The organism is Pontibacillus sp. ABV4_188 (genome assembly GCF_056311905.1).
In genome coordinates, this window is record NZ_CM149975.1 from 3,012,282 (window position 1) to 3,026,750 (window position 14,469).

13 protein-coding genes are annotated in these 14,469 nt (G+C 35.7%); 1 reads left to right on the forward strand and 12 read right to left on the reverse strand.

Annotation, left to right across the window (positions count from 1 at the left end; genetic code table 11):
* Positions 1-66 precede the first annotated feature (66 nt).
* The 12 genes from ACYX4O_RS15505 to ACYX4O_RS15560 form a co-directional block, all read right to left on the reverse strand.
* The gene (locus ACYX4O_RS15505) at positions 67-3,069 is read right to left on the reverse strand and encodes a hypothetical protein (protein WP_476351996.1); all 3,003 of its coding nucleotides are present in this window, start codon (positions 3,067-3,069) and stop codon (positions 67-69) included.
* A gap of 507 nt (positions 3,070-3,576) precedes the next feature.
* Positions 3,577-4,434 carry a phospholipase D family protein gene (locus ACYX4O_RS15510; protein ID WP_476351997.1) on the reverse strand — a complete coding sequence of 286 codons (858 nt, stop codon included), beginning with the start codon at positions 4,432-4,434 and terminating at the stop codon, positions 3,577-3,579.
* Between the two features lie 72 nt (positions 4,435-4,506).
* On the reverse strand, positions 4,507-5,088 hold the full coding sequence (locus tag ACYX4O_RS15515; protein WP_476357160.1) for a recombinase family protein: 582 nt from the start codon (positions 5,086-5,088) through the stop codon (positions 4,507-4,509).
* A 170-nt stretch (positions 5,089-5,258) separates the two neighbouring features.
* Positions 5,259-5,888 (reverse strand): hypothetical protein, encoded by a 630-nt coding sequence (locus ACYX4O_RS15520; protein ID WP_476351999.1) that lies wholly within the window; start codon positions 5,886-5,888, stop codon positions 5,259-5,261.
* A gap of 7 nt (positions 5,889-5,895) precedes the next feature.
* Positions 5,896-6,504 carry a hypothetical protein gene (locus tag ACYX4O_RS15525; protein WP_476352001.1) on the reverse strand — a complete coding sequence of 203 codons (609 nt, stop codon included), beginning with the start codon at positions 6,502-6,504 and terminating at the stop codon, positions 5,896-5,898.
* A complete protein-coding gene (locus ACYX4O_RS15530; RefSeq protein ID WP_476352003.1) occupies positions 6,464-7,711 on the reverse strand; it encodes a hypothetical protein in 1,248 nt (415 codons plus the stop codon). Before ACYX4O_RS15530 ends, ACYX4O_RS15525 begins: the two co-directional genes overlap by 41 nt.
* Positions 7,712-7,914: 203 nt before the next feature.
* Positions 7,915-8,934 carry a tyrosine-type recombinase/integrase gene (locus tag ACYX4O_RS15535; RefSeq protein WP_476352004.1) on the reverse strand — a complete coding sequence of 340 codons (1,020 nt, stop codon included), beginning with the start codon at positions 8,932-8,934 and terminating at the stop codon, positions 7,915-7,917.
* Positions 8,935-9,080: 146 nt separating this feature from the next.
* Positions 9,081-10,271 carry an acetate kinase gene (locus tag ACYX4O_RS15540; protein WP_476352006.1) on the reverse strand — a complete coding sequence of 397 codons (1,191 nt, stop codon included), beginning with the start codon at positions 10,269-10,271 and terminating at the stop codon, positions 9,081-9,083.
* Positions 10,272-10,398: 127 nt separating this feature from the next.
* Positions 10,399-11,385, reverse strand: a complete 987-nt coding sequence (locus ACYX4O_RS15545; RefSeq protein ID WP_476352008.1) for a class I SAM-dependent methyltransferase — start codon at positions 11,383-11,385, stop codon at positions 10,399-10,401.
* Between the two features lie 229 nt (positions 11,386-11,614).
* A complete protein-coding gene (gene tpx / locus ACYX4O_RS15550; RefSeq protein WP_476352010.1) occupies positions 11,615-12,112 on the reverse strand; it encodes a thiol peroxidase in 498 nt (165 codons plus the stop codon).
* A gap of 123 nt (positions 12,113-12,235) precedes the next feature.
* Positions 12,236-12,775: a GerW family sporulation protein gene (gene ytfJ / locus ACYX4O_RS15555; RefSeq protein ID WP_476352012.1), complete on the reverse strand. Its 540-nt coding sequence runs from the start codon at positions 12,773-12,775 to the stop codon at positions 12,236-12,238.
* 21 nt (positions 12,776-12,796) lie between these two features.
* A complete protein-coding gene (locus ACYX4O_RS15560) occupies positions 12,797-13,450 on the reverse strand; it encodes a DUF2953 domain-containing protein (protein WP_476352014.1) in 654 nt (217 codons plus the stop codon).
* 166 nt (positions 13,451-13,616) lie between these two features.
* On the opposite strand from ACYX4O_RS15560, the gene ACYX4O_RS15565 reads away from it, so the two are divergent.
* Positions 13,617-14,420 (forward strand): NAD kinase, encoded by an 804-nt coding sequence (locus ACYX4O_RS15565; RefSeq protein ID WP_476357162.1) that lies wholly within the window; start codon positions 13,617-13,619, stop codon positions 14,418-14,420.
* Positions 14,421-14,469: the final 49 nt, after the last annotated feature.

Consider the following 14,469-nt stretch of genomic DNA (forward strand, 5'->3'; position numbering starts at 1 on the left):
ACTTTTATCTCATTTACATATAATTTAGAAAGCTCCAATTATATACTACTAGTATATAAAAACTACCTACTCTCTAACCAAGCATTTACTCTTCCCTACTTTCTTAATTACATATCCCTCTTGCCTTAATAATAGTTGAATATTTACGTTATTAAGCTTGTTAGAAAGGTTTGATCTAGATAAACCTAACGTTTCTTTCATTTCTGTAAACGTAATTTCATTGCGGGGATTATCCTCCAGGAATGAGTAGACTTGTTGAACTGTCTTATTATTTTTCTTTCTAAAAACCTTCTGCTTTAAAAGGTTTTTTGGAGACCAATACTCAAATTCGCTTAAAGGAAACTTTATTCTCATCACATCTACAAGGATTTGGTCTGTGTGAAATAGATACACTTGAGACTTCACTTTCCTTGAGTTGTCTCTCAAATTTAAACGCTTAATAACTTGTGTATAATCAACCAGCATATCGTTGAGTTTGATCAGCTCTAGCCTCTTATCATTAAAGCGTCTCGTATTGCCATATTTTGAAGCAGTTGTATCTTCAATAATTTGACCCTTCTCATTATATATCGTCAGTGATTTACCAATATAGTAGTCTTCTGTTTTATGGAGTATTCCACCCAATACAGCAATACTACAATGTTGAAAGTCATTACTCCCTTTTATTGCACCGAAAGTTCCTAATACTACCCGATCCTTCTCTATATATGAAGATAACTGCTGCTCAACAGTGGAACGGTTATCTTTAAAAATTGGGAAAAATAATGCCTCTGAAGGATTATCGTCTGCTATTTCTTTTACATCTTCACACAAAGCAATTATTTTCTCGTCTTTTTTCATACTACTCTTTGATCCACTTATTGAATCCATACGGTAAAAAGTTAAGTCCTCATAAGTTTTTATAGGATCAAAGTCAAAAGTATTAAACTCTGAATGAACATACTCAAGATCAACATCTGCCGTACCATCAAATATATAAGATTTTAACTTATTAAATGACTTGTAACGTGCGTAACTTGAAGCAGTGATTTTATTACCGTCAATATCTTTGTGTAGATGACACCCATAATTAATTATATTTTCTATAAACATGGGCACATTATATAAGTTGCTTTGATAATTATATAAATCTGTAAAAAGGGACTTAAAATCATCAGAAAATGAAAACTTTTTGCTAATAGGCTTTATTATTTCTCTACCTTTTAACTCTTTTTCATATATAGATAAAACCTTTTTAGCAGCAAGCATGAATTCCTTTACAACCGAGTCATCCTTTTTATCAAAGCGTTTATTAAGAAGCGATCTCATTATATTGCGTACATAACTTTTATAATTATTATACGTAATAGTAGTTACCTTAGTTGTTATAGGCTTCTCATCAATAAATAAATACTCTCTAGGTACGTTTTCACTATCATTATTCTTATAAAAGCTATAATTGTCTATATTTTGGCTTCGATAATAAAAACCTTGAGTTGTCATTACCACAATAGGGAATCTTTGTTGGTTTTCTGCTTGCAAATGATACCTACAATTCCCCTTTAAAGGACAATGCTTCCCATTGCTCAGTAAGCAGCTACTTAAGTTTTGGTTATGTTGCTCGTTGTACAAACATTCTTTTGCATTAAAACCGTACATAGGGAAAGCGACGTCCGCTCCTACATATTCGTTAATTTGTTGAGAGAGTTTAATAACATCTTCTACTCTTTCTTTTACTACTATTGCACCGCCCTCATAACCAACACTCATTATGTCTTGAAGGAAGCTTTTGATAATTAAAGACTTGCCGCCACCCATATCTAATGGAACTAAATAAGGTTTAGTGTTATCACCCTGGTATAGAGCACTTACAATTTCTTGGATATATTTAAGATGGATATTGTTTATTTGCTGACCATAATCCTCTAGCTGATCTACCACTCTTTGAACCGTACCTAAAATCTCTTCGCTGGTGCCAGACCCAATTAAAGTTACTTCATTGGATTGTATTTCACTTCTAACGTCTTGCAATTCAGCATAAACATCCAAATCATATTTGTTCCATGCTTCAATTACATCATTCCAACCCAGCATTTCTGCCAATTCAAACAATTCATAGTGTGCTCTACAACCATGGCAATGGAACCACATGTAATTAGTATCTATCCAAGCACTAGGATTCTTGTCCTCATGATCCGGCATACAACAATGGATGGTTACTGAATCTCCATAATCACCCACGCTTTTAACACGGTCCAGTACTGCATCTATGACATCGTTCCTCTTTCTAGGACTAATCTCCTTAGAGACTTTTCTTTCTTTAGATACTACAGCCTTATTCGCCGCTTCTTGACTAAGTTCAGGTAATTGTTCCATTAGTTCTTGTTGAGTGTACACCCTATCCATTTCCCATACTTTCAGCGAGATAGGATACGGGTTACTGGGATCTTTTCTGTGTTGGAAAAATGGCAACCTTAATAACCTGGCCTCATTTTTACAAGCTTTATCACCATTAAAATGATTTACTAATTGCAGTTGAATATGCCTGAATAGCTTCTTGTCTGCATCCTCTACTTTCCAATACACATGGAAGCCATTCTTAGTATCGATCACCATGGAGGGTGGCAACTCAAAAGCTTGAACCTGCTCCTTTACTTCTATCTTCCATTTCTTTAACTCCTCATTATCTAACTTAACCTCTTCAGGAGCATCAATATCCACGAACTGATAGTTAATCTGCCCACCATTTGTAATGTGTTTATTATGCACGAACTTCTCATCTAACTCATAGAAGTTAGGCGAGTTGGGGGTGAAAAATACGCCACCATATCCAGATAACCTTATCCCTAGATTAATCTCATCATCTAATCTTTGAGGTGTTAGCTCACCTATATATATTTGGTATACCTCTTCGCTCTCACTATCAGTTTTAGTTCTATATATACCACCATCGTATATATAGAGGCTATTATTAATATCACTAGGTTCTGAGAGTAAACCATGTTTCAAAAATCTAACTTCTGTAGCTCTACCGTCACTTACTTTACTCATAAATTCATATATATTATTGATTTGCGTATTAGCTCCCACTCTATCTCCCCCTCAAAAACAGTTCACGGTTTTCTATAAGTATATTTTCATATCTGTGAACCATTGCCGTATGCGACTTTTTTATTAGGTTTTTATGATATAAACAAAACTTTATAAGATAAATAACCTATAGTCATACTAATATATTTAAGTACATCAGCCCGTTAACTGTCAATTGACGGAAGACTAGGTTACTTATACCACTTACTTAGAAGAGAGGGGACTTCTAGAGTTGTATTAACTTCGATGCCCCCTACATAAGCGTTTAAGGGGAATAACAAATAGGAGAGACCTCAATAATAAGAAAAGTTTTATATAACACCTAGTTGTGCCCAAAACATAAAAAAAACGCCCCTCTTATCTACAGATAGAGCGAGAGCGAACATTTTACACCATATTAGGATTAGAATAGCTTGTCGGGATAGGTCTATATGGGGGCTTATTGGTGAAAGTAAAAGTTCATAATTACTATAAACCACCCCCACCCCAGACTTACAAGTAATAATGCTAAAAGCCCCCATCACCACTATTCTTTATTAAACCTATTTTCTCTAAAAGCTGCACTCTTCCTGACGTTTGATAATATTCTCTAATTATAGACTTTAATTTATACAAATATGGCAGTAGAGTATTTACATAGTCTTTAAAATCACTTAAAACTGTTTTAGGGACATGTTCTTCTTTATATAGCCTTTCATATAGATTCCACCAATCAAATGTAATTGGCACTGGGTAACCTAGTGTTTCCAGGTCTTTCTCCATACCGTCAAGAAATCGCAATTCAGTCATATTATGCTTTACCTTTCCGTATAAATCTCCTATTTCTGTCTCATGTAACTTCTCGACTGAGGATATTATATTCGGAAGAAAATCAAATGGGTCAAAACTTTCGGGAACATTAGTAAATTCACTTTTGTCTATTAATTCTTCAAAAAAGTATTTTCTAATTTCAAGAATAATATCCTTGTTTGTAAAGATTACCCCGCTCTCGTAGTTATTATTGCTACTAAAGCTAAAGTTTGCACTTCCAATATAAGCAATGTCATCTGTTAAGAAAAGCTTCGAATGATTAGATTTTAGTTCCGCACACATAACAAAGTTCTTAAATACTTCTTCCAATGCAAACCTTTCTTCTTCACTAAAAGTCATTTTAGAATATAGCAGGTTTATGTTTACTCCTAGATTTGCAAGTCTAGATAGGTGCTTATAGAAAGACTTTTCATACTGGTCTCTGAAATTAAAGTTATAGGTTGCTATACAAATGTCTTTTGTTTCTTCATTGCACATCCCTAATAACTCACTCCAAAAATCTGCTTCTTTAAAAAAAACTACTTTACCTTCACTGAAAGGGATCTCTTTTTTCACAGGTATACTCCTTTATTTTAACTATGATAATGTTTATATATATAAATCTTTTCCAAACCATATGTATATACATTAGTTAAATAAATTCTTATTGTCATCACCCATCTTATTGTTATTAATTGATCTATATAAAGTCGCTTTAGATATACCCGTCATTTCTTTTATTTCTTTAATAGTATAATCTTCTGAATCATACAACTTCAGAGCTTTCTCTAGTTGTGCGCTATCTACTTTAGGCCTTCCACCATTACGTCCTCTTGCCCTAGCACTCTCTAAACCTGCCCTCGTCCGCTCTGCTATCAGATCACGTTCCATCTCTGACAAAACAGCTAGCATTCTGAACATAGCCTTACCTACCGCTGTAGTTGTATCTATGTTATCCCGTATGCTTTTTAGCTCAATATCTTTATCCTGAAGATCATCAGCCAATTCTATTAACCGCTTCGTTGATCGGCCTAGACGATCAAGTTTATATACTACTAACACATCACCTTGCCTAGCAAACTCAAGCAGCTTCTGTAATTCTGGCCGTTCATCTTTCGTTCCACTTATCTTTTCTTGGTATATCTTTTCACACCCTTCTTTTTCTAGAGCATCGAGCTGCAAATCAAGTGACTGTTCTTCTGTACTTACCCTAGCGTAACCCATTAGCATTTTATGTAACACCATCCATTTATAGTTATTACATATATTGTATCAAAAAGGGTGGTAGAAGTATATTTTGAAACTTTGATTTTGATACGTGTTTTGAAACTGATTTTCAGCTATTTTCTTATGTGTTTCGTTTCAAAATAAAAAGTCTCAAAAACATTCGTTTTTGAGACTTAATGGTCGTAGTATATACTTTTCATTTTTGCTATATCTCTTTTTATTATTTCAAGTATTTTTTTTGTGTTTTCTTTATTCTCTAATTTGTTAAGAATCAGATCTAAATACTTGTATATTTGATACGACATCTTGAACGCAGCCATTTGGTTTCTATACCTCTTAACGTTTATATCTTTTAAAAATTCGTTATAGTATGTATAGTTTAATTGGGTATAAGTTGCCAAAAAAGTCTCCTTAATATCTGTATCACTATGTAAATCATCAGCTACTGTATCTGGGGACATGTCATTTATTAACTTGTATAACTTCTCAGCCACTTCTAAATTTTCCTCAAATTCTTCTTTCATATTTTCAAAGTTAATTTGTTCTTTTTCTTCTTTTTCCCTTTGTTTACTTTTCTCTTGTAAAGTAAAGATATATAGCGCCACTATTCCAGAGAGTGTACTACCAATTAAAATAAAGGAAGCACGTATATACAACTTAAAAATATCAACGTTATTCTGATCAACCATAATATTTCTGTTCAGTAAAATGAGTATTAGTGTAAAACCACTAAAAATAGCCAAGAACAATACCATCATAACCAGGAATTTAGGTGTTTTTGCACTTAATTTGGAATTAGTCATGTCTTTATCACCCGATTAAATAATTTTGGTATTTTTTCAAAGTTTCCATTCTCTGAACTGGTTTTTCACCAATCGACCTATCGTTTTTGTATAAAACATCCTCAGCTGATTTAACACTTATTGATTGATCTATCCCCGTCTTTATCACAGCTTGAGGCTTAACTTCTTCCATAAAGAGGGGATTACTCTTTAAATTAGCGGACATACTATAATATATGTCTTCATTTAACTTAAATAAAAGTTTCACTTCACTTAAAAAATCAGAGCTATTTAATGTATCTTCATCTCCACAGTGCTTGCATTTGAAATTTATCAAGTCTTCTTCGCTCTTTAAAATATTATCCCTCTCACACACTTCACATTCATATTTATAAAGTTGTTTAAGCACTGTATTTTCAGCATCACCATCTGTTAAACCTAGGAAGAAGCGAATTGAGTCTTTTGGACTTATAGAAGGGTTAACCAACGAAAAACGGTATGGACTAAGATATTTGGAACCTAAACTGACTTCTTGCGCAATAAAATAATTAAGTAAAGGATAATATTCTTCCAATGGATACTCATTTTCAAGGGCGTTATTTTGTGAATATATGTTTGTTAACTTTTTGTATAACATAATCTTCTTTTATTCTCCTTTCTAGAATGGTATCTTGAGTTAAATCATCTCCATCATAATAATAATGAATCTCTAATATGTTTAAGGTTTCTCTTAGAGCAACTTCCGTAAAGATATTATCCTCTTGGTTTTTGGAAACTCTGTTATATTGGTTTCTATCAAACTTCCAATACATCCCTAATTCCGATATCTCTTCATATTCTGAAACGACTTCCTTAAGGCTCCAAAAGATTTTAGAGTAATAAACTGGCTCATGGTCTTCGTTCCTATTAGTAGACTTTGTTATATCTTTGTCTGCAAACGTAAAACCAAATATATACCCACCATCATTAATAAATTGTTTAATATCCATATCTCTTGCTTTATCTTGGTACCTTAATGACAAGACGTTATTAATAAAGCTATTAGGATTATTAATTTTCAAGTCCTTTTTTAAATACTTACTAATACTCTCTTTTAGTTCAGCTTCATTTCTCTCTAAATCTCCACTCTTATCTACCTCGTTTTTTACAAGTTTTAAAGATCTTTCAGATTCTTCAACAAACATACTGTATAGGCCATAGTGTATGTCCGCTTCTTTATATTCTTCTTCCGTATATGCTTCCAAGGTAAGTGAAGTATCAATAAATGTCTTTATCTTTTGTAAAATGATTCGCAGTTTCATATTTGAGGTATTCCTCATAAGGTGTTGATTAACTCTAAATTCCCAAGTTTTGTTCTTAAAATTTAAGATACAAGGTACATAAAATGCACACTTTTCTTTATCCTTTCCTACCTCAGCTTCTCCTAACTTAAATAGGAAAACGATCTGGTTCTCATAACGTCTAATGGAAACTAGTTCATCGTTACTTTTTATTATTTTAGTTATTTTTCTATCGATTATATGACTGAATTTGTTGCTTTTTGACAATGTATTTAAAGCTTCACCTACTGTTAGTTTAGTAGAAAGAGTAGAGATATATGTTCTTTCAGGCTTCTTAAACACTAGATACTTGAAGAAAGCTTCTTCTATATTTTCATCATCATAACCTTCCCCTAACATATCATTTAAGACTTCTCTTATTCTTTCATATTTAGTACCGTTTGTACTCTCAAATTCCTCATCAAAGCCATTTATTTTAGTGCTTAGGATATGTTTTAATTTATTATCATTAAAATTTCTAAGCAGGCTATATTTGTATGAATGCTGTAAAATAATAAAACCCACTTTCTGCTACTATATACCCTCATTTTAAGGCTATTTTCATATTAGCACAACATTTATTGCCTATTTACCCACTAATACCCAAAAGCAAATAACACTTAAAAGAATTAGGTATTAGTGGTGGGAATCTTATTATTCCTTAGCGAATCTTTACGTGCATCTTTAGATGTTGAAATACACCATCTCATCTATTATGCAAATGCATACTAGACCCTAGTTTCTCTCTTTAGCTTCTTCCTTCTCTCCTGAAGCATATTTATTGGCGAGAACTGACGATGCTGATCTTCAATAGTCTTGTCTAATACATGCGCATACCTTGAGGTTGTTTCAAGGTGTGAATGATCTAATATCTTCTGGAGCACCCTTATGTTGTTTGACTGCTCTAAAAACATTCTAGAGGCACTGTGACGGAACAAATGAGGATGAATACGCTTATCTATCCCCGCCCGCTTTACAATCTCTCTAAGGTGCTTTCTGAAGGTGTCTGGTCTTAATCTTGTACCATGTGTAGATACAAACAAATATGGAGAATGGAAGTCTTCAGTCTCTTCCATTAACTCTGCAATAAGCTTTAAAGTTTTTTTGGTAAGCGGTAGAACTCTAAATCTGCCGTTCTTTGTTTGATTGAATGTAATGGTATTGTGCTTAAAGTCCACTTCTGACTTTTTAACCGATAAGGTTTCTTCAATCCGCCCAAATGAGTCAAGAAGCACATGACAGACCACATACTCTCTAAAATCAGTATATAAGGTTTTGTCCATAGCCCTAAACAGCTTATTGATCTCATCTACCGTTAAAGTATCTATCTGCTTTGTTTGTTCTTTAATCGGCTTAATAACATTAAATATACTTTCATCGAGCAATCCTTCATCCACTAGTGTGTTAAACACTGCCTTAGCATATTGAAGGTAAGTATTAACACTCGTTATCGAAACACCTTTATCCTTAGTCTTACGGTGCTTAGCATTCAAGAATTGTACTTTTTCTGTTAACTGCCAGTGTATAAAGTCTCTAGCATCATCAACTGATAATGACTCAACGAGTGTTTCTTCACCAAAGAAGCGGTCAAAGTCATTAAACACCTTCTCATAATTGGCTATAGAACTCTTAGAAAGCCCTTCTAACTTTTTAACCCTTATGATGTACTCTCTGGCATCATCAAGCGTAAAACGTTGGCGTCTTTTTCTGTGTCGCTTTGTCCTTTTGAACTTTGGGTTTTCAGACATAAAAAAGCAACCTCCTCCTAACAAAAATTTATAAGTTAGAAAAAGGTTGCTTAAATTTAGGTCGTGGTTATATCAAGCCTATAACTTCGATTATAGATAACGAAGCAAATAGCTTGAAACCCCGTCATAGAGCGGTTTATACCATCCTATTGAGTTAAACGAACCGTGTCACGTGCAATGACAACTTCTTCGTTTGTTGGGATGACCATTACTTTAACTGGGGAATGAGGATAGCTAATGAACGCTTCGTCCCCTTGAATTCCTTTGTTTAGTGTTGGGTCCCAGTATACGCCCATGAACTCTAATCCTTGAAGGACACGTTCACGAACAGGGGAAGAGTTTTCACCAACGCCAGCAGTGAATACAATCGCATCTACGCCGTGCATACGAGCCGCGTAAGAACCAATGTACTTGTGGATACGTGCTGCGAATACTTCAAGAGCTAATTCCGCACGTTCGTCGCCTTGGTCTGCTTTCTCAATGATATCGCGGATATCACTAGATGAACCAGAAAGAGCAAGCATTCCACTTTCTTTGTTAAGAACGCGGATTACTTCTTCTGCTGTTTTACCTGTTTTATCCATGATGTATGGGATTAGGGCAGGGTCAATGTTACCTGAACGAGTTCCCATTGTAACACCAGCAAGTGGTGTGAAGCCCATGGATGTATCTACAGATTTGCCACCTTCAATTGCAGCGATCGATGCACCGTTACCAATATGGCAAGAAAGGATGCGTAGCTGTTCAATTGGACGATTTAACATTTCAGCAGCACGTTCTGAAACGAACTTGTGAGATGTTCCGTGGAAACCATACTTGCGAATGCCATACTCTTCATAGTACTCGTAAGGCAGGCTATAAAGGTAAGACTGCTCTGGCATGGACTGGTGGAATGCAGTATCAAATACGACAACCGCAGGTACATTTGGAAGCACTTCTTGGAATGCACGGATTCCTGTAAGGTTCGCTGGGTTATGAAGAGGAGCTAATTCAGAAACCGTTTCAATTTCTTGAATGACTTCTTCCGTAACGACAGCAGAATCAGCGAAGCGTTCTCCACCATGTACAACACGGTGACCAATTCCGTCTATTTCATCAAGAGATGCAATAACACCTGTTGATGTAAGCTTGTCTACTAACAACTTTACAGCTACTTCGTGATTTGGAATATCTGTAACGGTTTTCTCTTTCTCACCATTTACTTCAATTGCGAATAGAGCATCATCTAAGCCAATACGTTCAACAAGACCTTTTGTAACTACTTCTTCAGCAGGCATCTCGATTAATTGAAACTTTAGAGAAGAACTACCCGCATTAATTGATAAAATTTTTGACATTTATTTCATCCCCTTAATACTCTAGGTTCATGATTACCATTTCCCATTTAACCACCCGCCATCAAGCTTTTCAAGACAATTCAGGAATTGGAAACGGTTTCTCCTTGAAATCTTTATTTTCTAAAAATTATGACGTTCTTTCCGACTTGAACCAATCGTTAATTTGATTAACCATATCATTCATTGCCTTAGCATTTTGGAAAGAAGGAAGCTTAGCCATAAGTGCCTGCTTAGGCGCTTTAGTGTCTTGTCCTTTCTTCTGCACAATGAAGATACTCTTACCAAATTTCTCATTCTTGAACATAGATTCTGGCAGTTGCAGCACTCCGACAATATGAACATTCTCTTGTAAGAATGCGTGCAGTTGTTCTGATTGATCACTATCAAACAGGAAGTTTGGAATTAAGAATAAAGAGTAGCCGCCTTCTTTAACATAGTGTAATGTTTGTTCAATGAACAAGTGATGAGCATACGAATGTCCTTCTTCTGCCTTTAGTTTATAATTAGCCGCTTGGAGATCATCCGGATAATACCCGACAGGAAGATCTGCCACTGCAACATCTACTGGTTCGAGTAATAAAGGACGGAGACTATCCTGGTGGAAGAACTCCACTTCTGATTTTTGTAAATTTGCGTTTAATAACCCGAGTTGAATTAACGTTGGGTCGACTTCACTTCCGTAAGCTTCTACCGATTGTTCCATCTGATTTATGATTGCAGTAAGAAGGTTAGCCGTACCTGTTGCAGGATCAAATAATCGGACCGTTTCCTGCTCACCAAGCACTTTCTGTATTAAATAACCCATAAAAATAGCAACGGAATCCGGGGTAATCAAATGCTGTTGCTGAGTTGATCCCTTCATCCCTTTTAAAATAGCAAGTTGCAAGCCTTTACGAATTTCTTCTTTTTTGAAGTTTTCAATTTGAATTCCTTTAATCTTATCTGACAGTTTACCTTGAAGACTTTCACTGTAATCTGTAGACGGTGCCCCTTCAAGAAGTAATTCACCCGCTAAGGGTAGCAATTCTAAATATGAAAGGTCGATTTCCTCACCGATTAATTCAGCTGTTTCATCGAGCCATGTATATAACAATTCAACATGAGACTGATCCATGCTTATTCCTCCTATTATCACGTTCAACTTTACTAGTTTAGCAAATGCATCGTAAGAATACCAAATTAGAGGCTACATCTTATTAAAGACTATGTAAAGGGTCAAGCTTATACAATAGTCATCTATTAAACAAAAAAGCTAGGCATCCTGCTACCCCTAAGTTGCATACAGCTTTGTATACAAAGAAAGAAGAAACCAAGATGCCTAGCCCTTTTCGCGCATTTGGATATTATTGAGCGTCTTTTGCTGCAGTGATTGCTGCTTCGTAATCAGGATGATTTGTTGCTTCTGATACATATTCAGCATGCACTACTTCATTTTGGCTGTTCACTACAAATACAGCACGTGCAAGAAGGCGCATTTCTTTAATTAGAACGCCAAATGCTTCGCCAAAGTACGCATCACGATGGTCAGAAAGCGTGTCTACGTTTTCAATACCGTTTGAACCACACCAGCGACGTTGTGCAAAGGGTAAGTCCATACTAATCGTTAGAACATTTACATTGTCTAACTGAGCGGCTTCTTCATTGAAGCGACGCGTCTGGGCGTCACATACTCCAGTATCAATTGATGGAATGACGCTAATTAATTTAACCCCATCATATTGTTCTAAAGAAACTTCTGATAGATCATTAGCAAGGACGGTAAAGTTAGGAGCTTTGTCTCCTACTTTTACTTCCTCGCCAACTAGTGTAACGGGATTTTCTTTGAATGTAATAGATGCCATGATGCATTCCTCCTCTAATTATCTGTATGAAAGCTCTTTAGGATCCCTCGTTATGTATGAAATAAGGAAAGAGCCTGACCCATACTATTATGAGGGCAGTTTCTTTCCTTGTCTAATCATTTACTACCAGGAATAGTTCTGACCATCAGAACCACCTTGGTTTTGTCCTGCATTTTGTCCTTGGTTCTGGCCGCCATTTTGGCCTCTGTTACCAGATGATTGTCCATTTTGTTTATCACCGTTTTTGCTAAGTATGTCTTGTATTTTCTGTACAGCCTGTGGTGCCAAGTCAATCATACGCTCATATAAATGAGTGCTTTCATCCAAGTGAATCATTTTCACTCCTGATGTTTTGTTTACGATCAAAAAAGCAATTGGTGTGATGGAGACTCCACCACCGCTTCCTCCACCAAAAGGAAGTTCTTCACCGTTAGAACCAGAGTTAGAACCATTTCCTTGTTGTTGCCCGTTCTTATTACCACCGTCTTGCTTGAATTGACTCCCCCCTGCCGCAAAGCCAAATCCTACTTTTGATACCGTTAGGATTAATGTACTGCCATCTGGCGTTTCAACAGGATCACCAATGATTGTGTTTACATCAATCATATCTTTCAAGCTTTCCATAGCAGTGGTCATCAAACCTTGAATCGGATGTTCTGACATGATTGTACCTCCTCATATGAATTACGCGGGTTTCTTCCGCCACTTCGGTATGTTTCCACGAGAGTACCGAACGACTTGTAATACTGCGAATATAGCTTGCCCAAAACGAAACGAGATCATACACTCCAAACGAGTTTGAGAATGCTTTTGTTGAAAATAAGGAGTTACATATATTTCAGGCGTTCCTTTTAGTTTCATACAGTTGGAGACCACACCAACTAATGCCCCTTTCAAAGACCAAATCCCTCCACACACCATGCCAGTTATGCTGGCATTTGAAGTGCCAACTTGAGTATCCCAAAGTAATGTATGAACATGAACTTTCCTCAAGAACCGTGTTATTATTTTATGTAACCCAATCACCCTTGTAACAAGATCTTGAATACTTTGAATACGATTGACGACTTCTTCAGGAGTATAAGATTTTTCTTGTTCTCCTTTATTCTTATTTCCAACCTCTGTTTTCTCTTTTGTCTTCAGAGAAAGATCATCCTTATCTAAAGCCATCATAGGAACTTCCTTTTTTATTCTGATCCATTTCCATAAACGTAACTCCACTTTTAAAAAATCCTGATCAGAAGAGTGCAGATAGGTCAGCGTGATGTAGAGTCTCGAGAACCAAACGATAATAATATTAACAACAAAGAATACGCCAATCCCCAACACCCAGACCATTCTTTCATCCCTCCTTTTCTATCTAGTTTCATCTCCTTTCATAAAATTTAAACAATCTGACATTAATTTGTTTAGAAAACGCTTACGTTTTTGATATGATGTGAATAGGGATCCACCTAATAAAGATGATATCGCCATTCGAAGAGGAGTGTTGAAGATAATGATGATGATGAATCGCAACAAGTTATTCTTTTACTACCAACATAAGGAGGAGCTCGTAGAAAAGCTCAATCCCTTATTTGATTTAGCTAGACAGAATGGATTTGAGATTGTTCAACATCATAAAGACGCCAATATTATTATTAGCGTTGGCGGGGACGGGATGTTTCTTCAATCTGTAAGAAAAACGGGTTTCCGTGAAGATTGCTTATACACAGGAATTACAACTTCTGAAAATGAATCAGGCCTCTACTGTGACTTTAACTTAGATCATTTTGATGAAATGGTTCATTCTATGATGCACGAAGCTCTAGAGGTAAGGCGCTTCCCTGTAATTGAGGCAAATATCAATAATGAATCTTCATTTTATTGCTTAAATGAACTAAGCATGCGCTCAACACTTATTAAGACGATTGAAATTGATGTCTTCATTGACGACATTCCTTTCGAATCGTTTCGAGGTGATGGACTAATCGTAGCGACCCCTACAGGGAGCACAGGATATAACAAATCATCAAAAGGTGCTGTGGTCGATCCTAAACTTCCATGTTTCCAAGTATCTGAGCTCGCTTCTATAAATAGTAACCGTTACCGGACGTTAGGCTCTTCATTCATCTTAAGTGGAGATCGCACACTTAATTTACAATTGGTACAAGACGGAAATGACTATCCGATCTTAGGGATCGATATTGAAGCACTTCCTATACGAAACATCCGAAATGTAAAAGTTAATTTAAGCGACAAAGTGATTAAGACGATAAAATTAAAAGATAACTCTTATTGGGAGCGAGTCAAGCGCACGTTTCTATAAAAAACCGTCTAGAGGAGTACTCCTCTAGACGGTTTTTGTAAAATCAATA